This is a genomic window from Amorphus sp. MBR-141 (assembly GCF_053628695.1).
Window position 1 is genome coordinate 178,083 of the sequence record NZ_JBRJGW010000005.1, and the last position, 22,863, is coordinate 200,945.

Consider the following 22,863-nt stretch of genomic DNA (forward strand, 5'->3'; position numbering starts at 1 on the left):
ACCGGGCTTTCGAGGCGTGCGTGACGCGGTGCCGATGCGGCGCGGCGCCCGACCGGCCGGGACGCGGCCTATTGCTGCGGCAGCGCCCAGGCCACGACGGAATCGCCGATCGGCGTTTCCATGAAGTGATGGCCGCCGGCCATGATCGCCACGAACTGGCGGCCGCCGACCTCGTAGGTGATCGGCGTCGCCTGGCCGCCGGCCGGCAGCGTCGCCGTCCACACCACCTCGCCGGTCTTCTCGTCGATGGCGCGGATCAGGTTGTCGGTGGCCGCGGCGATGAAGATCAGCCCGCCCGCCGTGACGATCGGCCCGCCGTTGTTGGGCGTCCCGATCTTCAGGGGCAGCATCGAGGGGATGCCGAACGGGCCGTTGGCGACCGCCTGGCCGAGCGGCTCGTCCCACAGCGTCTTGCCGGTCGCAAGGTCGATCGCCCGGATGCCGCCATACGGCGGCTCCTTGCACATCAGGCCGGTGAACAGCCGCCAGCCGGCGTTGATGGAGATGGCGTAGGGCGATCCCCACTGGGGCCCGGCCTCGCCCTTCGACGTGCCGGCCACGAAGATCGGCTTGACGCCTTCCTTGTCCGCTTCGGCGCGCGGGATCAGGCGGTTGAAGTTCGGCATGTCGTTGTAGTTGGCGATGAGGATGCCGTTCTTCGTATCCACCGCCATCGAGCCCCAGTCCTGGCCGCCGTTGTAGCCGGGATACTGGATCCACGAGGTGTCGGTGGTCGGTGGGGTGTACATGCCCTCGTAGGTGGCGCGGCGGAACTGGATCCGGCACCAGAGCTGGTCCAGCGGGCTCATGCCCCACATGTCCTTCTCCTCCAGCCGCGGCTTGCTCAGGACGTGATAGGCGGAGACCGGCTGGGTGGGGGAGAGGTAGTCCTGCTCCACGCCGACGTCGGTCGGAACCTCCTTCTCCTCGACCGGGAAGAGCGATTCGCCGGTCTCCCGGTTCAGGACGTAGATGTCGCCCTGCTTGGAGGAGAGGATGATCGCCGGCACCGTGCCGCTGTCGGTGGGGAAGTCGACCAGGCTCGGCTGCGAGCCGAGATCGTAGTCCCAAAGGTCGTGGTGGACGGTCTGGAAGTGCCAGACGTCCTCGCCGGTGGTGACGTCGACGGCCACCAGCGAGGTCGCGTATTCGTTCTCCTGCTCGCTGCGGTTGCTGCCGTAGTAGTCGACGGCGGAGTTGCCGAGCGGCAGGTAGACGAGACCCAGCTCCTCGTCGGCCGCCGCCATGGTCCACATGTTCGGCGTGCCGCGCGTGTAGGTCTCGCCCTCGGCCGGCTCGCCGTGGTCGTCGGGCTTGCCGAGGTCCCATGCCCACAGGAACTTGCCGGTGACCGCGTCGTAGCCGCGCACGACGCCCGACGGGGAATCCTCCGCTTGGCCGTCGTTCACCTGGGCGCCGGTGACGACCACGCCGCGCACGATCGCCGGCGGTGCGGTGACCGCGTACCAGCCGGGCACGGTGTCGCCGATCCCGTCCTCCAGGTTGACCTCGCCGTTCTGGCCGAAATCCGGGCAGAGCTGGCCGGTGCGCGCATCCACGGCGAGCAGCCGGGCGTCGAGCGTGCCCCAGATGATCCGCGTCGCGCAGAGCGCGTCGGGGCTCGGGGCGGCGGGGTCGGCGTAATAGGCGACGCCGCGGCAGGTGGCGCCGTAGGGGATAGCGTCGTCGGAGACCTTGGGGTCGTAGCGCCATTCCTCGCGGCCGGTGGCGGCGTCGACGGAGATCGCGATGCCCTTCGCCGAGCACATGTAGAGATCGTCGCCGACCTTCAGGGGCGTGTTTTCCGGCGAGTATTTCCCGGCGGCCTTCTCGTCCGGCATGTCGCCGGTGTGGAATTCCCAGACCTTCTTCAGGTTGCCGACGTTGTCCGGGGTGATCTGGTCGAGGGGCGAATAGCGCGTCGCATGGATGCTGCCGCCATAGGCCGGCCAGTCCGCCCCGGGCGTCGGCATCTGCTGCGGCGTCGCGTGGCTGGTCTGCGGCGCGGCGTCGGCGGCGTCGGTGCCAACCAGCGTGGTCTGGCCGGGGGTGGCGGGCTGCCCGGCATCCTCCACGGCGGCCGGCTGGCCGGCATCCTGGGCCGCCGCCGGATGCGCGGCAAGGCCGAGCCCGCCGAGGGCGACCAGCGAGGCGATCGCGGCGGTGGCGGTGCGTGGGCTGCGGGCCGGAACCCTGTCCACGTCGACCTGGTAGATCCGGCGCAGCACGGGCAGCGTCAGGAGCACCAGCACGAGCATCACGGTCGGCGCCACGATCCGGGGCACCTGCGCCCACCAGTCCGTTCCGACCTCCCAAAAGGCCCAAACGAGGGTGAATGCATAAGTGAGGAGATAGACCCAGACGGCGGCGATCGAGCGCACGAACAGCAGGATCGCGGTGACGGTGAGCCCGGCCCCGGCGATCGCGTAGTACCAGGAGCCGCCGAGGGTGATGAGCCAGATGCCGCCGGCGAAGAGGCTCACACCGCACACGAGCAGGACAGCGGCCAGACCCATCGTCAGGCCGTATCCCACGCCTCTGCGGTGCAGCGTCGGGGTATCGGGTGGAGTGTGTGCCATAGAAGCCTCCATTTGCGCCCCTGAATGCGAACGAAGGGGGCGCCGGGGGTGTTCCATGAAACTTCGGTAATGGGGGGCTGCCGGCACGGGGTGACCGACAGTGCCGCAGGCGGTCGCCGCCATCGACACGACAAGCGGGAGCGGACGCGTGACCGCGCCCGCTTCCCTCCGGGCCGGATGACCGGCCGTGCCGGACGCTACCGTTTCGGCGCGACCATGGCGAAGTAGGCGCCCTGGGGATCGAAGCACTGGACGATCCAGTTGCTGCCGGGAACCTCCATCGGCCCGTTGACCACCTTGCCGCCGCCGCTCGTCAGCCGCTCGATCGCCGCGTCGATGGCGTCGACGGCGATGTAGTAGCCCCAGGCGCAGACGGGGACCTCGGGCGGCCGGCGCATCATGGCGCCCATCATGTTTCCGCCCTTGCCGAAGATCTGGTAGACGCCCATCGGCCCCATATCCATGGCGTCCATCTTCTCCCAGCCGAAGTGCGACGCGTAGAACGCGAACGCCGCCTCGGGGTCGTCGGTGAACAGCTCGTGCCAGCCGAACGTGCCGGGCGTTCCGGTGGCGAGCGACGGCGGCGGAGCGCCGTCGCCGCGGAACAGGCAGATCACCGCGCCCTGGGGATCGCCGACCACGGCGAAGCGGCCGATGCCGGGAACGTCCTCGGGTCCGTGATGCACGGCACCCCCCGCATCGACGACGGATTTCGCGGTCGCGTCCACGTCGTCGACCGCCAGGTGCCCCATCCAGGCGGGCTGCGCTCCCGACTGGGCCGCGCGCTCGGGGATCTCCATCAGGCCGGCGATTGGTGCCGCCCCGACTCTGAACAGCGTGTAGTCCATGCCGGGCATGCCGGCGTCGGCGGCCTCCCAGCCGATCGTCCGCGTGTAGAAGGCTTCCGCCGCCTTCGGGTCGGACGTCATCAGTTCGTACCAGCAGAAATCACCCTGGGACATCGGCATGTCTGGTCTCCTTGAACGCGCAGTGCGACGACGGTTTCTGGAACAGGCGGGAGTGTGGGCCGGGAAGCCGACAACTGTGTGATCTGGTGTGTGATCTGGCGCGCCCGTGGGGCTCGGGCCGCGCCGGCAGCCGCGGACCGTCAGAGACGCTGGTAGCGGGCGTTCATGATCTCGGTCCAGGTCCCGTCCGCGGCCTCCATGTAAGAGACGAAGGTACGGGTTGTTCCATCGAGGACGGTGACGACCTCGCGGTAGCTGGCGCTCTTCGTCGGGTCGGAGAAGTCCGGCCCCTGGCAGTCGAGGGTCAGCGTGTTCGCGGTGCGGTCGAGGGTGCCTTCGTAGACGAACATGTACGGCATCATCGAGCCCACCCACGAGCCGACGAACGATGCCACCCGGGTATCGTAGCCGAGGGTGATGAGGCTGGTCACCGGCGTGCCGTCCGGCGCGGTGCCGCTGCCTTCTCCCACGATCCAGAACCCGCCGACCGACCGGACGGTTTCCCGGCCGGGCGGCATGGCGCCGCACTGCGGCGCACTGGCCGTGTAGGACCAGTCGCCGACCAGCTGGTCGAGCCACGCGTGCTCCTGTCCCGGTTCGAAATTCATTCTGTTCTCCGTTGTTGGGTCCATCCTGCGGCGGACGGATTGCTGGCTGGATCGGCGGAGTGAGCGAAGACGATGCGGTTGCCGTCGGGATCGCGCACGACGGTGCCGCTGGTGATCGGCCCGTCGAAGCTCCACTCGCTTTCGTGGCCGGCGGCGGCAAGCGACCGCCGCGCAGCCTCGATGTCGTCGACCACCAGGGTGATCGACGAGGTTCCGGCACGCTCGGCGTCGGCGAACACCTGCAGCCAGCCGCCGGCCGGGAACCACCACTCGGCGAGCCCCTCCATCGGGGCGGCGTCGTGAGGCCGTCCGAACAGCGCCGCGTACCAGGCGACCGCCGGAGCGTGCTCGCGCACCGCGATCGCGGCGAGGACGTTGGTGACCGTCACCGGCTCGGCTACTCGGCGGCGGCGTGGCAGCAGGCGGCGGACGGCGTCGCCTCGTACTCGTCGTGGCGGCGGACGAAATCCATCGTCGAGCCCTCGTTGCGGCCGAACGGCGCGCGGTCGAGGATCATCAGCGTGCCGATCAGCTCCTCCGGCCCGCGCGCATAGCTCGAATAGGTGTGGTAGACGGTGCCGTCGGCGTCCTTCACGAAGGCGCTGAGACCCGGCAGCTCGTCGAAGGCCCGGTCGGACGGGGTGTCGGTGAAGTTGTAGAAGACCGAGCCGCTGGCGAGTTCGTCCTTGCTGAAGGAGACGCCGAAATCCTGGTTGAACCGGCTTTCGAAGGCGGACACCCACGGGAAATGCCAACCCATCCGCTGCTTGTAGGCCGTGATTTCGGCAAGCGGCGCCCGCGACACCGCCACCAGCGTGACGTCGTGGTGGTTGAGATGGGGCAGGGTGCCGTCGAAATGATCGGCCAGGAACGAGCACCCGGGGCAGCCGGCCTCCCAGCCGGGCGCCAGCATGAAGTGGTAGACGACGAGCTGGCTGCGGCCGTCGAATAGGTCGGCGAGGCTCTTGCGGCCCGCCGGCGTATCGAAGACGTAGTCCGCGTCGATCCGGACCCACGGCAGGGCGCGCCTGGCCGTGTTGACCTCGTCGCGTAGCCGCGTCTCTGCCTTTTCCTTGGCGAGAAGAGCGCGGCGGGCTTCCAGCCATGCGTCGCGAGAGACAACCTGATGATTGGTCATGTCGAATTCCCTTTCGAAACGGCGAAGACAGCTCCGGTCGGGTCGCGCCGCGGACGGCGAAGCGGATAGTCTCAAGCTGTTGAGTCCGGAGCGATTTCCGATCAGCGGACGGAATGGCGCCGGGCGCCTGCTCCGTCCTGTGACCTTGACAATTGCATTGATATCAATATAAAAGAGCCATGTCAAACCCAGCCGACGTCCCGTTCTCGACGACGATCCTCGTTCGCGACACCTGCCTGTGCCTGCACGCCCAGCGGGCGGCACGGGCGCTGGCGCGGCGGTTTGACGACGAGCTCAAGCCCTACGGGCTGACCAACGGCCAGTTTTCCCTGCTGATGTCGCTGAACCGGCCGGAACCGCCTCCGATGGGGCCGGTCGCCGAGCTGCTGGCCATGGACCAGACGACGCTGACGGCGGCGCTGAAGCCCCTGGAACGGCGCGGGCTGGTGGAGCGGCGGGCGAACCCCAGCGATCGCCGCAGCCGGCTGCTGGCGCTCACCGACGCGGGCCGCAGGACACTCGCCGCCGCGGTGCCGGTCTGGAAGCGCGTCCACGGCGAGATCGAGGCGGGGCTCAGCGATCCGGAGATGCTCAGGGCCGATCTCAGGGTGCTGTCGTTCGGTCCGCCGCCGCCGGGCGACGGCGCGATCGAGGTGGCGCCGCCCCAGGCGCGGCGGCGCGGAAACTGAGGCGGGGAGGGACGCGCCGCCTCCTCCCGGGCGTCCCAGACGAACCGGCCTCCGCCTGTTCAGATCGCCCGGACGGGGAAGGCGCGGACCTGGCGCCTATTCCATCGCCAGGATCATGTTGCGCACGACCGGATAGATCTCGCGCTCCCAGCGCTTGCCGTTGAAGACGCCGTAGTGGCCGACGTTGGCCTGCAGATGGTGGCGCTTCAGGTGCGGGCGCAGCGAGCGGCAGAGGTCGTGGGCGGCAGCCGTCTGGCCGAGGGCGCAGATGTCGTCGCGGCCGCCTTCCACGGTGAGCAGCGCCGTCTTGCGGATGGCGCCGGGATCCACCGTGCGGCCGCGGTAGCCGAAGGTGCCCTTGGCCAGCTCGTTCCTCTGGAACACCCGGTCGATGGTCTCGATGTAGAACTCGGCGGTGAGGTCGAGGACGGCGAAATACTCGTCGTAGAAGGTCTTGATCTTCTCCGCCTCGGCCGTTTCGCCGTTGGCCAGGTGCTCGTAGAGCTTGCGGTGGGCGGTCTTGTGCCGGTCCATGTTCATGGCAACGAAGGCGGTGAGCTGCAGGAAGCCAGGATACACCTTGCGGCCGCCGCCGGCATAGCGCCCGGGCACTTGGGCGATCACCGACTGCTCGAACCACGACAACGGTTTCGACGTGGCGAGATCGTTCACCGCCGTCGGGCTCTCCTCCACGTCGATCGGCCCGGCCATCAGCGTCATCGAGCGCGGCGTGTCGGGATGGCCGTCCTCCGACATGATGGCGACGGCGGCGAGCGCCTGCACGCACGGCTGGCAGACCGCCAGGATGTGCGCGCCCGGGCCGATCTCCTCGAGGAAGCGGATCAGGTAGTCGATGTAATCCTCGACGCCGAAGCGGCCGGCCTCGAGCGGCACGTCGCGGGCATTGATCCAGTCGGTCACGTAGACCTCGTGGTCCTTCAGGAGCGTCTGGACCGTGCCGCGCAGCAGCGTCGCGAAATGCCCCGACAGCGGCGCCACCACCAGCACCTTCGGCTGCGCCGTGTCGATGTCCTTGGCGAATTTCAACAGGGTGCCGAACGGCATTTCCAGCGCCACCTCGGTGGTCACCGGCACGTCCCGGTTGCCCACCATCACGCTGTCGATGGCGAAATCCGGCCGGGTGTGGCTGAGCTCGTAGCGCGACAGCATCTCCAGCCCGGCGTCGATCCGCCGCCTCAGCTGGGCGGCGATGCCCCAGTCCATCAGGTCGGGCCAGTCCGTCTGCGGCATGGCCCGGGCCAGCGCGCGGAACGGCGCGATGAGATCGTCCTGTAGCTGATAGGCCTGATAGAGCATCTGTCCGTCCCGATCGTGACCGGCAAAATGCCGCGCTGCAAAAAAGTTAGTGTGATTTTGCCCGCAGTGCGAGAGGATTGTCGCCGGAGCCACCGTCTGCGGGTGGTCCGCAAGGGCTGGACGCCGGTCCGAAAGAAGACAAGCATGTCCCGGGCCAGGTGGTCGATCCGGCCGGCGGCAGGCGCGTCTTTCCGCCGGGGGGCGGGCCGCAACAACGCGAACAGGGGCTGATGGCACAGATGGCCGGTGCGAAGCTGACGATCTCCTCGAAGAACTACTCGTCCTGGTCGCTGCGCGGCTGGCTGTTGTGCCGGATGGCCGGGCTCGCCTTCGACGAGGAGCGGATCGGCATGGACGATCCCGACAACCGCCAGGAGCTGCTGCTGCTGTCGCCCTCGGTGCTGGTGCCGCGGCTGACGAACGGCGACGTGACCGTGTGGGACACCCTGGCGATCGCCGAATATCTGGCCGAGATCGCCCCGGACGCCGGCCTGCTGCCGGCCGACCAGGCGGTGCGTGCCCACTGCCGCGCGGTGTCCGGCGAAATGCACTCCGGCTTCTACAACCTGCGCTCGGCGCTGCCGATGAACCTCAAGGCCCGCCACGAAAGCTTCAAGATCTTCTCGGGCGCGCGTCCCGACGTGGAGCGCATCAAGACGATCTGGACCGAGTGCCTGGAGACCTACGGCGGCCCGTACCTGTTCGGGAAGACCCCGACGGTGGCCGACGCCATGTACGCGCCGGTGTGCAGCCGCTTCCGCACCTACGCCGTCGAGCTGGAGCCGCCGCTCGCCGCCTACCGCGACCACATCCTCGACTGGCCCCTGATGCAGGAATGGACCGACGGCGCCCGCGCCGAGCCCGACGAGATCATCGAGCTGGAGGTGGAGTTCTAGAGCCTTTTCCGGTCAGCTGGACTCACCTGGCCGAAAAGAAATGGCTCCAGAATCAAACTCTAGCCGAGCGACCGGTCCGGGGCGGGCATCGCCGACCCGTCGCCCCAGGCGACCGCCCACAGGCCGCGGATCGTCAGCAGCAGGGCGCCGGTGCCGATGGTCCAAGTGTAGATCCGGATCAGGCCCGTCCAGACGGTCGGGAGCGCCATGCCCAGCAGGATGAACTCCAGCGCGGCGAGGATGCCGATCGCCGCAAGCCGCACCAGGATGCCGGTCAGGTCCCGGGCGTGCAGGCGGCTGGCCGTCACCTCGGAGCGGTAAAGGTGCACCTGGGCGATCGCCGCGGCGGCGACCAGCAGGACGAGCGTCGCGAGCGACAGCCCGCGCAGCCAGTCGGTGCCGATCCCGTCGGCGGCGATACCGAGGCCGATGGCGATGGCGAACGCCGCCAGCAGGCACCCGTAGCCGGCGACGATGAGCCGCGACGGGCGGGCGGTGGCGGCTGCCAGGCGATCGGCGGGGATGTCGGTCATGGGCGTCTTCGTCCGTCGCCGGCGCCTGCGGCGGGTGTGCCGCTGTCGAAGAGGTCGCGCAGCGCCTCCGATCGGAAGACCATGTGATAGTCGGTCTGCGGGAAGATCGCCGCGAAGCAGAGTTCGGGAACCGCTTCCCGGGCGTCGGGCGCCAGCCCCGCCCGGATCTCGTCGTTGTAGTACGCGAAGATGGATTCGTCGGCGACGATCGCGTCGGCGCGGCCGTCGATCAGCATCTGGGAATGGACGCGCTGGTTGGCGATCTCGATGTAGCTCTCGAACGCCGGCATGCGCTGGCGGATCGCCTCGAGCACGGCCGACGCGCCGCTGAAGGCGACGATGTGGAGGCCGTCGAGATCGTCGGCGGCGAACGTCCCCGGATGGTCCGCGCAGCGGTAGCCGATGCCGTTCTGGTAGGTGATGTAGGGCCGGGAATGGAAGCCCTCCAGGCTCATGCCGTCCGGCACGGTGGCCACCGCATCGAAGCGGTCATCGTTGAGAAAGCTGGTCCAGTGCCGCGAGAACGGCAGCACGAAGAACTCCACGTCGCCGGCGGCGGCCTGCGCGCCCAGCGTTGACCGGATCGCGACGCTTTCGCGGCCTTCGCCCTCCGCGTTCATGTAGGGCGGGATCAGCCCGGCCACGACCCGGATCGTCGGTGCGGCCACGCCGGCGCCCGGCACCGGGTCCGCCGGCGCCGACAGATGGCTGGAGCGGGCGGCGACCATGAACAGCAGCGCGCCGCCGATGGCGAGCGCCAGGATGGTGACGGGCGGGCCGGCCGGGCGCCCGCCGCTCACGGGTCGCGCTCCTGGGGCCCCGGCTCCGGAGGCGGGGGCGGCGGGGCAGGCGGGCGGTTGCGCAGCACGTGCCGTCCGCGCCGGCGCGCGCCGCCGGCCGTGCCGGTGCCGGAATAGTCCACGTCCCACTCCACCTCTTCCAGCATCAGGTAGAACTTGCCGGTGTTGAGCAGGTCGAGCAGGCTGTTGATCAGGAAGATCGTCAGGATCCACAGCGCCGGCCAGTAGAGCATGCGGTCGGCCATCGTCGGATCGAGGGCGGCCACCACCGTCTCGAACAGCAGCGACGACGCGTTGGCGATGATCGCCGGGGAGGTGGGCGAGGGCGCCAGCCCGGCGCCGGTCAGGCTGGGCAGCTCTTCCGCACAGTCCGCCCTGCGGCCGGCGGCGGGCGCCTCGGTGGCGACGCAGCCGGCCGCGGCCTGGGTCTGGGCGATGACGACGCAGTGGCCGGTGGCGGCCGGACAGGTGCTGCCGATCGCCAGCGGCCCCAGCGTGAGGAGCACGCAGGCGAGGTTGTTGCGCATCCACAGGATGGAGCCGGGCGGCTTCAGGCTGACGGCGGCGCTGGCCGAGCGTCGCGCGAAATCCTGCTTGCGGTATTCGATCGCCGCGATCCAGGCGGAGTTCAGCAGCAGCAGCACGATCTGCATGGTGAAGAAGCCGTACAGCCCGCTCTGCGAGAACGGCTTGCTCGACAGCATCAGGAAGCCGATGTGCTCGAATTCCGAGCCGATCAGGTAGAACAGCATCGCGTGCAGCAGGATGATGAACCAGTGCACCGAGATCTCGTAGTGCTGCAGCGGCGACAGGTCGTGCATCTCCGGGTGGTGCCGGACGGTTTCGTGCACCAGCAGGCGGAAATTGCGCGGCACCCAGAAGAACCGGATGCCGAGCAGCACGATGTTGAAGAACACCAGCAGGAACAGCAGCTTCTCGCTGTTGGTCTGGTCCGGCGAGAACAGCACCGTGGTGAGGAAGTTGTACGAGCCGGTGAAGACCTCGCCGAGGCCGAGCGCCATGATGAAGGCGAAGACGGCCTGGAAGACCTCGATGCCGCGCACGGAGAGCTTGTATCGGAGCGTGTATCTGGGGGCCACGTGCGGCTCTCGGCGATGAGGTGTCGAAGGGTCGTGGCAAGGCGCCGGCGGCCGGCAGCTGGAACGCCGCCGCCGGTGCGGGCAGGATGGGTGCGTCGCACACCTTGCCCCGGCCGGCCGTTCCAGGCAATCGGTTGTGCGCATCGAAAGCCGGGTGCGGCCGGGCGGGGCGCCCGGCGGAACGCCGGCCCCGGGACGCGCGTTCGTCCTGCACCCATCATCTGCGGGCTGGCGGCGGGACGTGTCCGGACCGGGCGCCGGATCGCCGCGCCCGCATCCCGCCAGTCACGGCAAACCTCACAGTCACGGGAAACCTCATGGCGTCCGGCTCCAAGCATGTCATCTACGCCGCCCTTGCCGGCAACCTCGCCATCGCGGTGACCAAGTTCGCCGCCGCCGCGTGGACCGGCTCCAGCGCCATGATGTCGGAAGGCATCCATTCCACCGTCGACAGCACCAACCAGGCGATCCTGCTGCTCGGGATGAAGCGGTCCTCGCGGCCGCCGGACGCGCGCCATCCCTTCGGCTACGGGATGGAGATCTATTTCTGGGCGTTCGTGGTTGCGCTCCTGATCTTCGCGCTGGGTGGTGCGGTCTCCATCTACGAAGGCGTGCACCGGGTTCTTGCGCCCGAGCCGATCCACCAGCCGTGGGCGAACTTCGTCGTCCTCGGGGTCGCCATCGTGATCGAAGGATCCGTGTTCAGGATCGCCTGGAAGGAACTGCGTCACCAGCAGCCCAACCGGACGATCTGGCGTGCACTGAGAGCCAGCAAGGACCCGAGCGTCTTCGCGATCTTCTGCGAGGATTTCGCGGCGCTGGCGGGGCTCTCGGTGGCCCTGATCGGTGTGGGGCTGGCCTACTTCCTGGAGATGCCCATCTTCGACGGGATCGCCTCGGTGCTCATCGGCCTCATCCTGGTCGCAACGGCGGTGTTCCTCTCCCGCGAGACGCTCAGCCTGATGACCGGGGAAAGCGCCTCGCAGGGCGTGCTGACCGACGTCCACGCGGTGCTCAACGCCGACGACCGGGTCAATCATGTCGACGAAGTGCTGAGCATGCATCTCGGTCCGCGCGAGATCATGATCGCGGTCTCCATCGACTTCGCCGAGCGACTGAGCGGCGAGGAGGTCGAGGCCACCATGCGCGAGCTCACGCTCGCCCTGGAGGCCGAACGCGAGGAGATCAGCCGCGTCTTTCTGCGCCCGGTGCGCTCGGAGAAGCCGGAGCCGACGCCGGTGCTGCCCTGAGGCGCGCGGGGCGGGGAACGCGCGGACGCGCGGCGGCCCCGGCCGGATAGCCCTCAGCCGCCGTCGGTGGTGAGCGCGGCGATCGCGTCGGTGGCCGACATCTTGCCGACCACCCGTCCGTCGGCGTCGACCACCACCAGCGGCGTCGACCGGCCGGCATAGAGCGACAGCACGTCGGAGAGCACCTGGTCGTCGCGCGCGGTGCGCGGCGCCGGCAAGTTGCCGGGCGTGCGCCACCAGTCGTCGGATTTCTCGCGGTGCTCGTAGAGGACCGTTTCGCTCACCGCGGCGAGCGGCCGGTCGTCCGCGTCGACCACGATCACGTCGCTGACGCCGTCGCGGGCAATGGCCGCCGACAGCGCCTGGCGCGAAACCTCGGCGACCGCCATCGTCGTCGCCTTGCGGGCGGTGCTGGCCAGCGTCACCACCTGGCCGCGGTTCACGTCGCGCACGAAGCGCTCGACGTAGTCGTCGGCCGGGTGAAGCAGGATGTCCTCGCCGGTGCCGACCTGGCGCAGCTCGCCGTCGTTCAGGATGGCGATGTGGTCGCCCAGCTTCAGCGCCTCGTCCAGGTCGTGGGTGATGAACACGATGGTCTTGTGCAGCTTCGCCTGCAGCTCCTTGAGCTGGGCCTGCATGTCGCCGCGGATGAGCGGGTCGAGGGCGGAGAACGCCTCGTCCATCAGCAGGATGTCGGCGCTGGTCGCCAGCGCCCGGGCAAGGCCGACGCGCTGCTGCATGCCGCCCGACAGGTGGCGCGGGTAGCGGTCCTCGTAGCCGGCGAGGCCGACCGTCTCGATCTGCTCCATCGCCCGCTCGCGCGCCTGCTCCCTGGCGACGCCGTCGATCCGCAGCGGGTACATGACGTTCGCCAGGATGGTCTTGTGCGGCAGCAGCGCGAAGCGCTGGAACACCATGGAGATCTTCTGCCGGCGCAGCGCGCGCAGCCGCCCCTCGTCGAGGGCGAGCACGTCATCGCCGTCGATGAGGATGCGGCCGGCGGTCGGCTCGATCAGCCGGTTGATGTGGCGGATCAGCGTCGATTTCCCCGACCCCGACAGCCCCATCACCACGAACGTCTCGCCGGCGGCGATGTCCAGGTTGATGTCGCGGATGCCGACGACGTGGCTGTGCTCGTCGAGGATCTCGCGCTTCGAGGCGCCGGCCTGGACGCGGGGCAGCATCGATGCCGGATCGTCGCCGAAGATCTTGTAGACGTGCTCGATGGAGATCTTCGGGTCCCTGGGCGGGGTGGGCTTGCTCATCGGGGCCTAGCTGTTGTGGAGGTGCTGCTGGACGCGGCGGCCGTAGGCCTGGGCGATCCGGTCGAAGATGATGGCCAGGAACACGATGGCCAGGCCGGCGAGCAGGCCACGGCTGACTTCCAGCCGCTGGATGCCCTGAAGCACCTGGTAGCCGAGGCCGCCGGCGCCGATCATCGAGGCGATCACCACCATGGAGAGCGCCATCATGGTGGTCTGGTTGATGCCGGCCATGATGGTGGGAAGGGCGAGCGGGATCTGCACCGAGAACAGCCGCTGGTGCGAGGTGGCGCCGAAGGCGGTGACCGCCTCGATCACCTCCGCATCGACCTGGCGGATGCCGAGGTTGGTGAGCCGGATCACCGGCGGCACCGCGAACACGATGGTGGCGAGCAGGGCGGGGATCTTGCCGGGGCCGAACAGCATCACGAAGGGGATCAGGTAGACGAAGATCGGCATCGTCTGCATCACGTCGAGCACCGGCAGCATGACCGACTGTAGCCGGTCCGAGCGCGACATCAGGATGCCCAGCGGAATCCCGACCAGGATGGCGAGCGCGGTCGCCGTGATCATCAGCGCCACCGTTGCCATCGCCGGTTCCCACAGCCCGATCACGCCGATCAGGAACAGCATCACCGCAATGCCGAGCGTGGTGACGATTGAGCGGGTCGCGGCGTAGCCGAGCGCCGCGATCGCCAGGATGACCACGTACCAGGGCAGCCAGAGAAGCCCGTCCTCGATGTTGTTGAGCAGCCGCAGCACCGGCAGGAAGATCAGCTCCAGCTCGCGCCCCCATTCGATGACGACCCAGTTGAAGGCGTCGTCGATCAAGCGGCGGAGCCCGCGCGTGTCAATCAGGTCCGGAAAGCCGGAATCCATCGTCGTGTCCCTCTGGTTCGGCAGATCTCGTGTCGCCCGGGCGACACCGCCCCCTGCGCCGGTTCTCGGTCTCGGGGCCTCACCTCCGTGGAGCCTGTCGCAGGCGTTCGGGCCGGTCCGGCCCCCACGCCTGGCATCCGCCCCGGATCACCACGACGCCGGGCGGCCGCGACTCGGCGTCTTGGAACGTCACCGTTTCCAGACGCCGCAAGCGGGGCGCGGTCTGCCGACCCGTCCCGCCTCGTTCATCGCGCCCGTCCTCGCGGCGCGGCCCCGTCCGGCCCGATCGGAACCGGTCCGGTCCGGTGGCGCGCGGTACGGGAACGCGGCCAGGCGCGGACGCCCGACCGCCGGCCGGATCGGCACGCAGCGTGCCGGCCCGGTCCCATCACCTACTGCAGCGAGGCCTTCACCGTCTCCGCCACATCGTCCGGAACCCAGGCGGTCCAGACGTCCTCGTGGTTCTTGAGGAAGTAGGCGGCGACGTCCTCGGGGCTCGCCGACTGCTCGTCGCCCCAGGCCAGGACCTCGTTCACCACGTCGTTGGGCACCTGCATCTTCGACAGGAACTCGGCCACGGCAGGCGCCTTGTCGCGCAGCGCGGTGGTGGCGGCGACGGCGACTTCGCCCTTCTGCCAGCCGGTGAGCTGCGGGTCGGCGCAGTTCATGTCGGTCAGGCATTTGAACTTGTCCGGATCGTAGTCCGGCATCTCCAGCCGCACGAGGCCGTAGCGGCCGATCACCGCGGTCGGACCCCAATAGTAGCCGACGATCGGCTCCTTGCGGGTGACCTTGCGGGCGAACGAGGCCTTCAGGTTGGCGCCCGACCCGGGCGAGAACAGCTCGAACGTCTCGCCGAGATCGAGGGCCTTGAACAGGTTGTTGGTGATGATCTCGCAGCCCCAGCCGGGCGGGCACCCGTAGAGCCGGCCCTTGTCGGGCGCGGAGACCTCGGCGAAAACCTCCCAGTTGTCCTTGAGGTCGGTGACCGACTTGATCTCCGGGTGCTCCTCGGCGAGGTAGTCCGGGATCCACCAGCCTTCGACGCCGCCGGAGCCGAAGATGTCGCCGGCCTTGTAGACGTTGCCCTTCTCCATCGCCTTCTCCCAGATCGCCTGGGCGGTGGAGACCCACATCTCGGGCGCGATGTCGGGCTCGGATTTCGTCAGCATCGAGGTGGCGGTCGGAACGGTGTCGCCGGGAACCAGCTGGGTGTTGCAGCCGTAGCCTTCGGACAGGATCTCATCGGTGACGCTGGCGAGCATGCTCGCCGACAGCCAGGTCATGTTGGCGATGCTGATCGTGTCGTCGGTGCCGCATGCGGCAGCCTTGGCGCCGGTCGGCGCGAGGCCAGCGGCGAGCAAGGCGATGCCTCCAGCCGCAAGTAGCGGTTTCATGCAGGTCATGGTGCTGCTCCTCTTTAGGTCCGTTTGGGACGACGCTGACATCTCGCAGCGCCGGTTCGGGGCATCCCGCGGAGAGGCGGGACGCGATGTAAGCCGAGCCGGAACCCGCCTCGGACGAGGCTGGCGCATTGGCGTATTCAGGACAATTGTAAAGTTTTGTCGTTTGCTTCAATTACATTGAAGCGTGTGCCTTCAACGCGACCAGTGTGAATTTTCTGTGCAGCCGGAGTCAAATGGACGGCCCGGGGCCGCCGCGGACCGCCGGTCCCGGAAACCGTGGTCTCGCGCCATTCAGGGTACGGCCGCTTCAGGACCTTTGGTCGAGCGACGTGCGGACGCCGGCCACGGCCACCGAGCGGCCATTGGCGCGGGGCAGGCTGCCGGGGACCGCCCGATCTCAGCCCGCGTAGACCTTGATCCGCTCCATCAGGGCGGCGGGCACGTCGGTACCGTCGCGCTCGATGCGGGCGCGGTTGGCAAACCGCCGGCTGCCGGGCACGCGGGCGCCGTCCTGGGCCTCGATGGCGGCGACCAGCTCGGCGACGGAGCCGGCGAAGGCGCCGCCGGAAAACGCGTCCGGGTCGACGGCGAAGAAGAACTGGCCGGTGCGGGGAGGGCCGCCGGCGGTGCCGGAGAAGGGGCTGGCGTCCTTGCCCAGCGTGGCGCCGGAGAGCGCGGCCGCGAAGATCTCCACCATCAGCCCCGCGCCGAAGCCCTTGGCGCCGCCCGACGGCGTCATCGAGCCCTTCAGCGCGGTGTCCGGATCGGTGGTGGGGTTGCCGTCGGCGTCGAGCGCCCAGCCTTCGGGGATGGCCTCGCCCTCCCGGGCGCGCATCATGATCTCGCTCTTGGCGACCGTGCTGGCGCTCTGGTCGATCAGCAGGCTCGGCCCGTCGGGGCCGGGAACGGCCAGCGAGAACGGATTGGTGCCGATCACCGGCTTGCGGCCGCCGACCGGGGCGATGGAGGCCGGCGCGTTGGTGAAGCCGAGGCCGACCAGGCCCGCCGCCGCCAGCCGCTCGGTGTGGTAGCCGAGCACGCCGCAGTTGTAGGAGTTGAAGACGGCGAGGCCGGCGCAGCCGTTGTCGCGCGCCGCCGGCACCAGCTCGGCGAACCCCGCCTCGATCGCCGGATGGGCGAAGCCGCTCGCCGCATCGACGCGGATGGCGCCCGGTTTCGGCCGCGAGACCGTGGGGCTGGCCTGGCCGTCGACCTTTCCGCAGACGACGTGCTCGCAGTAGATCGGGATGTAATGGAGGCCGTGGCTGCGGATGCCGTCGCGCTCGGCGGCGGCGCAGGCGCGCGCCATCGCCGCCGCCGCCGGGGCGCTTGCGCCGGCGCCGGTGAGCGCGCGGGTGGCGAGGGCTTCGATGTCGGCGAGGCTGAGGCGGGTGCTGGTCAAGGCGGGATCCATGGGCTGGAGGTGCGACACCGCGGCCGGCCCGATCGGCCGGTCCGGCTGGAAACGGCAGAGGTTCAGTCGGTTGGACAGCGTCCTCGTCCCGGACCGGTCGCTTCCGGCCGCATCCGGGTCAGTCGCTGTCGATGCGGCCGGCGCCGGCTCCGCGCTCGCGCGATGCGTCGGAGGCGGGCACCAGCGTGCGGGCGAACAGGCGGGCGATGACGTCGGACGCCGCTTCCTGCGGCACCCCCGAAGCGGTGACGCGGGCCCGGCTGTCGGCGTCGCCGTAGACGCGCAGGGCCGGCGCGGCGGCGGCCGGGTCGGCGATCTCGATCAGCAGGTCCGACGGCACCGTCCAGGTCGACAGGTCGTCGCCGCCGAGGAGCGACACCTTCGGCGCCGCCACCAGCACCGCCGGCGCGCCGTCGCCGTCGCCGAGGATGACCGACACCGCCGGCGCCTCGGCCACCGTCGCCAGCAGCGCGACCACCAGGACCGGCGACGACACCGAGACGAGCCGGATCGTCGTCGACCCGGCGTTGATCAGGTCGGCGGCCACCACCCCCGCGTGGCAGGAGCACAGCGGCCGGTCGTCGGCCGGAACGATGGTCCAGCCGGCGCCGGTGTCGGTGCCGCGCCCGACCGAGGTCTTGTTGTCGAGGCTCGCCTCCAGCGCCGCGGCGCAGATCGCCAGCGCCGGCAGTCCGGCCAGCGCCAGCCACTCCGCGGCGCGCCCGGTCTCCTGGGCGATGCCGTAGGGCAGGCCCGCGCCGATGCCGGCCTTGCGGACGGAGACTTCGATTTCGTTGAGAGACAGCCTGCTCATTGCGGCCTTCCTGGCGCCAGCACGAACCAGTCCGGTCCGCCGCGCATCAGTTCGTCGGGCAGCGGCGCTCCCGCGAACATGGTGATGCGCGTCCACAGGTCCGACTTCGGGTCGAACTTGGACGCGCCGAAGAAGGACAGTTTACAGCGCAGCAGGTCGATCGGAAGGCATTCCTCGCCGATCAGGTTGTCGCGGATCTCGCCATAGGGAAAGCGGGCGACGGTCTGGACGCGCGCCGCCGTCTGGCGCACCTCAGGGTGGGCGAGGGTGGCGTCGACGACCCGCTGCCCGTCCGCGAACTCCTCGAGGACGGCCGCCAGCGCCTGGACGTCGCGGGCGATCGCCAGCGGCATTTCCCGGTCGGCGCCGTCCTCGGTGGCGCGCACGCCGAGGCGCGGTTCCAGCTTTTCCTCCGAGACGTACCAGAAGCGCTGCTGGGAGGGCGGCGCGCCGAAATCGATGGCGAGCGCCCAAGCGTAGCGGGTGCGGATGATCTCCTTGAGCCGGCCGATGGTCATCGCGGCGTCGAAGCGGACCGCCTCGCCGGCGCTCATGGTGGCGGTGAGCGGATCGACGAGGGCGCCGTGCGGCTCCAGCAGCAGGGTGACCGTGAGCTCCTGGGCCTCCAGGCCGAGGCTGGCTTCCGCATGGCGGTAGATCGCGTCGAAGGGCCGGGGACCACTGAGCGGATCGGCGGCCTCGATCCAGCCGGACAGCGCGGCAAGATCGTCGGCGAGCCGGGCGATCCGCGCGGCCTGGCGGGCGTCGTCGACGTGCCATTCTGCGACGTGGGCGCGGGCGAGCGCCAGCGCCGCGCGCACCCCTTCGGCCGCCGCGTGGGTGGCTGCGTCGAGGCTGCGCACGCTGGCCAGCGCCGCCTCGCGCGCGGCGATCCAGTTGTTGATCAGCACCGGCTGGTTGGCCAGGAACGGCGCCATGCCGAGGCCCGTCGCGTTGCCGATGCCGAGGCGCCGCCGCGTCGCGCGCGCCAGCGGCACGAACCGCTCCGGCGCGCGGTTGCGGGCGATGTGTTCGACGAGGTCCAGCGTGAAGCAGCGGATCAGGTAGACGTTCAGCATCTCCGCCTGGAACGGCCCGGCGAGCTCCGGGCGGTCGGCGAAGCGGGCGCGGTCGGAGATGCCGAACTTGCCGTTGCCGTAGACCGCCGTCGTCCGCATCAGGTAGCCGACGCCCGCCACCAGCTCCGGGTCGGGCTGGTCGCCGGCGGCGAGGCGCTCCACCACGTGCTCGAAGAAGCGGACACTGCGGTTGGCCCGCGACAGCACCAGCTCGCTGGAGCGGTAGCGGCCCGCCTCCTGCTGCGGGGTGTTGTCCGCCAGCCGCGCGATGTCGGCCGCGTCCGGCACGCCGTCGAACAGCGAGAACGTCGCGTCCCAGGCGTCGGCGATCACCCGGTCGCTGCGCCGCTCGGCGTCGAGCTGGCGCGAGTAGGCGATCAGCGTGTAGGTGCGTTCCGGCCCGCGCGCATGATAGAGGACATGGCCGTAACCCTCTGCATCGAGGGCGGTTTCGCCGCGCTCGATCCGCCATTCCTCGTCGCGCAGGCGGCGCATGAGCGTCGGCATGAACGACAGCCGCGAGGGAAAGAAGCTGCCGAGCCGCTCCAGGCGCATCACCGTGGAGGGTGGGCGCGGCGCGACAGCCGGGAGCGAAGCCATATCGATCTGGTCGTGCGCCGTCATGGCGCTATTCCCTCGGACTGTTGGCGGAAACGGCGTGTCCCGCCGGCACGAACGCGGCCTCGTAGAAGGCCAGCCAGTTGCCCCCCATGATCCCCGCCACCTCGGTCTCGGAAAAGCCCACCGCCGACAGCCCCCCGGCAATGGTCATGAAGTCGCGGTTGTCGCGGAACCAGTCCGGCTGCGCCGGGAAGCCGGCCGCCGCCGCCGATCCCTCGCCGAAATCGAGGTCCTTGGTCCAGCGGCCATTGCGCATCCATTCCACGACGCTGTCCGGCTGATCGATGCACAGGTCGCTGCCGATGCCGAGTTTCTCGGCGCCGATCATCTCCGCGGTCCTCGCCACCATCTCGCAGAAGCTCTCCAGCGTGCAGTCCGACTTGTCCTTCAGATGGTGCGGGTAGAGCGAAAAGCCCAGCATGCCGCCGCTGGCGGCAAGCGCCTTCAGCACCGTGTCGGACTTGTTGCGCAGGCCGTCGTGCCAGAAGGACGGGTTCGCATGGGTAATCGCGATCGGCCGCTCGGAGATCTCGATCGCCTCCAGCGTCGAGCGCTCGGCCGAATGGCTCATGTCGACGGTCATGCCGACGCGGTTCATCTCGGCGATCACCTGACGGCCCATGCGGGTGATGCCGGGGTCTTCGGCCTCGTAGCAGCCCGTCGCGAGCAGGCTCTGGTTGTTGTAGGAGAGCTGCATGAAGCGGACGCCGAGCCGGTGCAGGATCTCCACCAGGCCGATGTCGTCCTCGATCGGCGAGCAGTTCTGCAGCCCGAAGACGATGGCGGTGCGCCCCTCCGCCTTGGCGGCGCGGATGTCGGCGGCGCTGTAGGCCGGACGGATCAGCTCGGGGTGGCGCTCGAACCAGCCGTTGAAGCGCTCCAGGTTCGCCACCGTCTCCCGGAACGTCTCATGATAGCAGATGGTGACCTGGACCGCGTCGACGCCGCCGTCGCGCAACTGGCGGAACACGGCCTCCGACCAGTTGGAGTATTGCAGGCCATCGATGATGAAGGGGGGACGGACCATCCGATCGCTCTCAGGTCTCGGGAGTGCCGGCCCGGATGTAGGCCGTCTTCACCTGGGTGTAGAATTCCGCCGCGTAGCGTCCTTGCTCGCGCGGGCCGTAGCTGGAGTTCTTCCGGCCGCCGAACGGCACGTGGTAGTCGGTGCCGGCGGTCGGCAGGTTGACCATCACGCACCCGGTCCTGGCGGAGCGGCGGAAGTGGGTGGCGCGCGCCAGCGAGCGTGTCACGATGCCGGCGGTCAGCCCGTACTCGGTGTCGTTGGTGACGGCGAGCGCCTCGTCGTAGCTGCCGACCGCGATCACCGCGGCGATCGGGCCGAAGATCTCCTCGCGGTTGATGCGCATGGCGTTGCTGGAGCCGGTGATCAGCGCCGGGCTCATGAAATAGCCGTCGGTGGCGCGTTGGACCCGCTCGCCGCCGCAGGCGATCGTGCAGCCCTCCTGACGGGCGAGGTCGATATAGGCGAGGTTGGAGGCGAGCTGCGCCTCGCTGGCGACCGGCCCCATGGTTACCCCGTCCTCCAGCGCATGGCCCACCTTCATGGCCCCGAGCGCCGCGACGAGCTTGTCGACGAAGGCGTCGTGCACGGCCCGGTGGACGACCAGGCGCGAGGAGGCGGTGCACTTCTGGCCGGTGCCGGAGTAGCCGCCGGCCACCGCGCAGGCCACCGCCACGTCGAGATCGCCGTCGTCCATCACCACCAGCGCGTTCTTCGAGCCCATCTCGAGCTGGACCTTGGTGAGGTTGCGCGCGGCCGCGACCGCGACGCCGCGGCCGACCTCCAGCGAACCGGTGAAGGTCACGGCATCGACCCCCGGCGCCTCGACCAGCGCCTGGCCGACGCCGGAGCCTGAGCCCATCACGAGGTTGAACGTGCCGGCCGGCAGGTCCTGGCGCGCGATGATCTCGGTCAGCGCCCAGGCGGACGCGGGGGTGAGGTTCGCCGGCTTCCAGATGACGGCGTTGCCGAAGGCGAGCGCCGGGGCGATCTTCCACGCCGCCGTCGCCGTCGGGAAATTCCACGGCGAGATGACGGCGACCACGCCCATCGGCTCGCGGGTGACGTCGACCTCGATGTCGGGACGCACCGAATCGGCCTTGTCGCCCTGCAGCCGCAGCACCTCGCCGGCGGAGTAGGTGAAGAACTGGCCGGCCCGGTAGACCTCGCCGACGCCCTCGGCGCGCGGCTTGCCTTCCTCTCGCGACAGGAGCTCGCCGAGTTCGGCCGAGCGCGCCATCAGCTCCCGCCCGATCGCATCGAGCGCCGCGGCGCGTCGTTCCAGCCCGGTCTTGGCCCACGCTTCGGCGCCGGCCCGCGCCGCATCGACGGCGGCGGCGACATCGCCGGCGGAAGCCTGGGCGTAGCGGCCGATGACGTCGGAGAGATCGGACGGATTGACGTTCTCGACGGCGTTCGAGCCCGCAAGCCAGGCGCCGCCGACATGGTTGGCAAAGGTGTCAGTCACTCGGGGGAACCCATTGCTTGACCGTCGAAGGGCGAAACTCCGGTCAACTTGCGGTGCGTGCTCACTTCAATCAAATCGAAACTTCTGTTACGAACTTCAGTGCAACTTAATTGGTGAGTGCCATGGCCCTGACCCTCGGTCAGCTGCGCGTCTTCCTCGAAGTCGCGGATCTGGGAAACATCAAGGACGCCGCCGAGAAGATCGGCCGGACGCCGTCGGCGGTGTCCATGTCGTTGAAACAGCTCGAGGAACACCTGGGCGGCGCGCTGTTCGAGACCGACCGCAAGACCACGCTCACCTCCCTCGGCGAGTACGTGCTGACGGTGGCGCGCGCCGAGGTGCGGGGCTTCGACCGCTCCGTCGCCGCGGTCCAGGCGTTCGCCCGCAACGAGATCGGCCGGCTGGAGATCGCCTGCGTGCCGTCGGTCGCCACCCAGCTGATGCCGATCGTGCTGAACAGCTTCCTCGCCGCCCGGCCTGACATCGAGCTCGACGTGCGCGACGCCGATTCGGAATCGGTCGAACTGGCGATCGAGCGGCAGAGGGTGGAGCTGGGCATCGCCGGCCGGCCGGCCAACGCCGGCATCGTCGCCTTCACGCCGGTGTTCCGCGACCGCTTCGTGCTGGTGTGCGCGGCCGGCAACCCGCTCGCCGCCACCGATGCGCCGGTCCACGCCCACGAACTCGGCAACGTGCGGTTCATCGCCAACGGCGCCTCGGCGCGGATGCACGATCCGGAGTTCCAGGCGATCTCGCGCGCCTCGCGGCTGATGGTGCGCAACGTCACCTCGTTGCTGGCGCTGGTGCGCGCCGATTTCGGCGTGACGGTGCTTCCGGCGCTGTCGGTGGCCGCCGACAAGGCGGTGTGCTGCCGGCCGCTCGCCGGCGACGACCTCTACCGCGAGGTCGGGCTCCTGTGGCGGGCCGGGCGCACGCTGTCGCCGGTCGCTGAGGCGTTCAGCGACGCCTTCCGCGCGGCAATCGCGACATCGGGGATCGACGCCCGGCTGGACTGACA

Annotated in this window: 21 protein-coding genes; 4 read left to right on the forward strand and 17 right to left on the reverse strand. The window is 69.6% G+C overall.

Annotated elements, in window-relative coordinates:
* Positions 1–68 precede the first annotated feature (68 nt).
* The 5 genes from ACSSVZ_RS08945 to ACSSVZ_RS08965 all read right to left on the reverse strand — a co-directional run bounded on the left by ACSSVZ_RS08945 (position 69) and on the right by ACSSVZ_RS08965 (position 5,293).
* Positions 69–2,579 carry a membrane-bound PQQ-dependent dehydrogenase, glucose/quinate/shikimate family gene (locus tag ACSSVZ_RS08945; protein ID WP_453969465.1) on the reverse strand — a complete coding sequence of 837 codons (2,511 nt, stop codon included), beginning with the start codon at positions 2,577–2,579 and terminating at the stop codon, positions 69–71.
* A gap of 197 nt (positions 2,580–2,776) precedes the next feature.
* Positions 2,777–3,547, reverse strand: a complete 771-nt coding sequence (locus tag ACSSVZ_RS08950; RefSeq protein WP_453969466.1) for a VOC family protein — start codon at positions 3,545–3,547, stop codon at positions 2,777–2,779.
* 140 nt (positions 3,548–3,687) lie between these two features.
* The gene (locus tag ACSSVZ_RS08955; RefSeq protein ID WP_453969467.1) at positions 3,688–4,155 is read right to left on the reverse strand and encodes a DUF1579 domain-containing protein; all 468 of its coding nucleotides are present in this window, start codon (positions 4,153–4,155) and stop codon (positions 3,688–3,690) included.
* Entirely contained in the window at positions 4,152–4,544 is a 393-nt protein-coding gene (locus tag ACSSVZ_RS08960) for a VOC family protein (protein WP_453969469.1), read from the reverse strand. Before ACSSVZ_RS08960 ends, ACSSVZ_RS08955 begins: the two co-directional genes overlap by 4 nt.
* A gap of 8 nt (positions 4,545–4,552) precedes the next feature.
* Complete coding sequence (locus ACSSVZ_RS08965) at positions 4,553–5,293, reverse strand: DUF899 domain-containing protein (RefSeq protein ID WP_453969470.1); 741 nt, start codon at positions 5,291–5,293, stop codon at positions 4,553–4,555.
* A 179-nt stretch (positions 5,294–5,472) separates the two neighbouring features.
* Between ACSSVZ_RS08965 and ACSSVZ_RS08970 the strand changes: the two genes are divergently transcribed.
* The gene (locus ACSSVZ_RS08970) at positions 5,473–5,982 is read left to right on the forward strand and encodes a MarR family winged helix-turn-helix transcriptional regulator (protein WP_453969471.1); all 510 of its coding nucleotides are present in this window, start codon (positions 5,473–5,475) and stop codon (positions 5,980–5,982) included.
* 96 nt (positions 5,983–6,078) lie between these two features.
* Here ACSSVZ_RS08970 and ACSSVZ_RS08975 read toward each other — a convergent pair whose 3' ends face one another.
* A complete protein-coding gene (locus tag ACSSVZ_RS08975; RefSeq protein WP_453969472.1) occupies positions 6,079–7,299 on the reverse strand; it encodes a polyhydroxyalkanoate depolymerase in 1,221 nt (406 codons plus the stop codon).
* 239 nt (positions 7,300–7,538) lie between these two features.
* Here ACSSVZ_RS08975 and ACSSVZ_RS08980 point away from each other — a divergent pair, with 239 nt between their 5' ends.
* Complete coding sequence (locus ACSSVZ_RS08980) at positions 7,539–8,195, forward strand: glutathione S-transferase (RefSeq protein ID WP_453969601.1); 657 nt, start codon at positions 7,539–7,541, stop codon at positions 8,193–8,195.
* A 59-nt stretch (positions 8,196–8,254) separates the two neighbouring features.
* Here the strand turns inward: ACSSVZ_RS08980 and ACSSVZ_RS08985 are convergent, their stop codons facing one another.
* The 3 genes from ACSSVZ_RS08985 to ACSSVZ_RS08995 are packed head-to-tail and all read right to left on the reverse strand — an operon-like array spanning position 8,255 to position 10,628.
* The gene (locus ACSSVZ_RS08985; protein ID WP_453969473.1) at positions 8,255–8,728 is read right to left on the reverse strand and encodes a hypothetical protein; all 474 of its coding nucleotides are present in this window, start codon (positions 8,726–8,728) and stop codon (positions 8,255–8,257) included.
* On the reverse strand, positions 8,725–9,528 hold the full coding sequence (locus ACSSVZ_RS08990) for a hypothetical protein (protein WP_453969474.1): 804 nt from the start codon (positions 9,526–9,528) through the stop codon (positions 8,725–8,727). Before ACSSVZ_RS08990 ends, ACSSVZ_RS08985 begins: the two co-directional genes overlap by 4 nt.
* The gene (locus tag ACSSVZ_RS08995; RefSeq protein ID WP_453969475.1) at positions 9,525–10,628 is read right to left on the reverse strand and encodes a hypothetical protein; all 1,104 of its coding nucleotides are present in this window, start codon (positions 10,626–10,628) and stop codon (positions 9,525–9,527) included. Before ACSSVZ_RS08995 ends, ACSSVZ_RS08990 begins: the two co-directional genes overlap by 4 nt.
* A 317-nt stretch (positions 10,629–10,945) precedes the next feature.
* Here ACSSVZ_RS08995 and ACSSVZ_RS09000 point away from each other — a divergent pair, with 317 nt between their 5' ends.
* Positions 10,946–11,878: a cation diffusion facilitator family transporter gene (locus tag ACSSVZ_RS09000; RefSeq protein ID WP_453969476.1), complete on the forward strand. Its 933-nt coding sequence runs from the start codon at positions 10,946–10,948 to the stop codon at positions 11,876–11,878.
* Between the two features lie 53 nt (positions 11,879–11,931).
* Here ACSSVZ_RS09000 and ACSSVZ_RS09005 read toward each other — a convergent pair whose 3' ends face one another.
* The 8 genes from ACSSVZ_RS09005 to ACSSVZ_RS09040 all read right to left on the reverse strand — a co-directional run bounded on the left by ACSSVZ_RS09005 (position 11,932) and on the right by ACSSVZ_RS09040 (position 21,845).
* Entirely contained in the window at positions 11,932–13,143 is a 1,212-nt protein-coding gene (locus ACSSVZ_RS09005) for a quaternary amine ABC transporter ATP-binding protein (RefSeq protein WP_453969477.1), read from the reverse strand.
* A 6-nt stretch (positions 13,144–13,149) separates the two neighbouring features.
* A complete protein-coding gene (locus tag ACSSVZ_RS09010) occupies positions 13,150–14,019 on the reverse strand; it encodes an ABC transporter permease (protein WP_453969478.1) in 870 nt (289 codons plus the stop codon).
* 392 nt (positions 14,020–14,411) lie between these two features.
* Positions 14,412–15,425: an ABC transporter substrate-binding protein gene (locus ACSSVZ_RS09015; RefSeq protein WP_453969479.1), complete on the reverse strand. Its 1,014-nt coding sequence runs from the start codon at positions 15,423–15,425 to the stop codon at positions 14,412–14,414.
* A 397-nt stretch (positions 15,426–15,822) separates the two neighbouring features.
* Positions 15,823–16,827: an Ldh family oxidoreductase gene (locus tag ACSSVZ_RS09020; RefSeq protein WP_453969480.1), complete on the reverse strand. Its 1,005-nt coding sequence runs from the start codon at positions 16,825–16,827 to the stop codon at positions 15,823–15,825.
* Between the two features lie 130 nt (positions 16,828–16,957).
* Entirely contained in the window at positions 16,958–17,653 is a 696-nt protein-coding gene (locus ACSSVZ_RS09025; RefSeq protein WP_453969481.1) for a DUF3726 domain-containing protein, read from the reverse strand.
* On the reverse strand, positions 17,650–19,356 hold the full coding sequence (locus ACSSVZ_RS09030; RefSeq protein WP_453969482.1) for a hypothetical protein: 1,707 nt from the start codon (positions 19,354–19,356) through the stop codon (positions 17,650–17,652). Before ACSSVZ_RS09030 ends, ACSSVZ_RS09025 begins: the two co-directional genes overlap by 4 nt.
* A gap of 4 nt (positions 19,357–19,360) precedes the next feature.
* On the reverse strand, positions 19,361–20,380 hold the full coding sequence (locus ACSSVZ_RS09035; RefSeq protein WP_453969483.1) for a membrane dipeptidase: 1,020 nt from the start codon (positions 20,378–20,380) through the stop codon (positions 19,361–19,363).
* Between the two features lie 10 nt (positions 20,381–20,390).
* A complete protein-coding gene (locus ACSSVZ_RS09040; protein WP_453969484.1) occupies positions 20,391–21,845 on the reverse strand; it encodes an aldehyde dehydrogenase family protein in 1,455 nt (484 codons plus the stop codon).
* A gap of 122 nt (positions 21,846–21,967) precedes the next feature.
* On the opposite strand from ACSSVZ_RS09040, the gene ACSSVZ_RS09045 reads away from it, so the two are divergent.
* On the forward strand, positions 21,968–22,861 hold the full coding sequence (locus ACSSVZ_RS09045) for a LysR family transcriptional regulator (protein WP_453969485.1): 894 nt from the start codon (positions 21,968–21,970) through the stop codon (positions 22,859–22,861).
* Positions 22,862–22,863: the final 2 nt, after the last annotated feature.

Bases quoted from the DNA above. Each gene is read 5' to 3' on its own strand.
- ACSSVZ_RS08970 (WP_453969471.1), top strand. From the start codon at position 5,473: ATGTCAAACCCAGCCGACGTCCCGTTCTCGACGACGATCCTCGTTCGC.
- ACSSVZ_RS09030 (WP_453969482.1), bottom strand. From the start codon at position 19,356: ATGACGGCGCACGACCAGATCGATATGGCTTCGCTCCCGGCTGTCGCG.
- ACSSVZ_RS08985 (WP_453969473.1), bottom strand. From the start codon at position 8,728: ATGACCGACATCCCCGCCGATCGCCTGGCAGCCGCCACCGCCCGCCCG.
- ACSSVZ_RS08945 (WP_453969465.1), bottom strand. From the start codon at position 2,579: ATGGCACACACTCCACCCGATACCCCGACGCTGCACCGCAGAGGCGTG.
- ACSSVZ_RS08950 (WP_453969466.1), bottom strand. From the start codon at position 3,547: ATGCCGATGTCCCAGGGTGATTTCTGCTGGTACGAACTGATGACGTCC.
- ACSSVZ_RS09035 (WP_453969483.1), bottom strand. From the start codon at position 20,380: ATGGTCCGTCCCCCCTTCATCATCGATGGCCTGCAATACTCCAACTGG.
- ACSSVZ_RS09000 (WP_453969476.1), top strand. From the start codon at position 10,946: ATGGCGTCCGGCTCCAAGCATGTCATCTACGCCGCCCTTGCCGGCAAC.
- ACSSVZ_RS08965 (WP_453969470.1), bottom strand. From the start codon at position 5,293: ATGACCAATCATCAGGTTGTCTCTCGCGACGCATGGCTGGAAGCCCGC.
- ACSSVZ_RS08955 (WP_453969467.1), bottom strand. From the start codon at position 4,155: ATGAATTTCGAACCGGGACAGGAGCACGCGTGGCTCGACCAGCTGGTC.
- ACSSVZ_RS09005 (WP_453969477.1), bottom strand. From the start codon at position 13,143: ATGAGCAAGCCCACCCCGCCCAGGGACCCGAAGATCTCCATCGAGCAC.
- ACSSVZ_RS09015 (WP_453969479.1), bottom strand. From the start codon at position 15,425: ATGACCTGCATGAAACCGCTACTTGCGGCTGGAGGCATCGCCTTGCTC.
- ACSSVZ_RS09025 (WP_453969481.1), bottom strand. From the start codon at position 17,653: ATGAGCAGGCTGTCTCTCAACGAAATCGAAGTCTCCGTCCGCAAGGCC.
- ACSSVZ_RS08980 (WP_453969601.1), top strand. From the start codon at position 7,539: ATGGCCGGTGCGAAGCTGACGATCTCCTCGAAGAACTACTCGTCCTGG.
- ACSSVZ_RS09045 (WP_453969485.1), top strand. From the start codon at position 21,968: ATGGCCCTGACCCTCGGTCAGCTGCGCGTCTTCCTCGAAGTCGCGGAT.
- ACSSVZ_RS08975 (WP_453969472.1), bottom strand. From the start codon at position 7,299: ATGCTCTATCAGGCCTATCAGCTACAGGACGATCTCATCGCGCCGTTC.
- ACSSVZ_RS09010 (WP_453969478.1), bottom strand. From the start codon at position 14,019: ATGGATTCCGGCTTTCCGGACCTGATTGACACGCGCGGGCTCCGCCGC.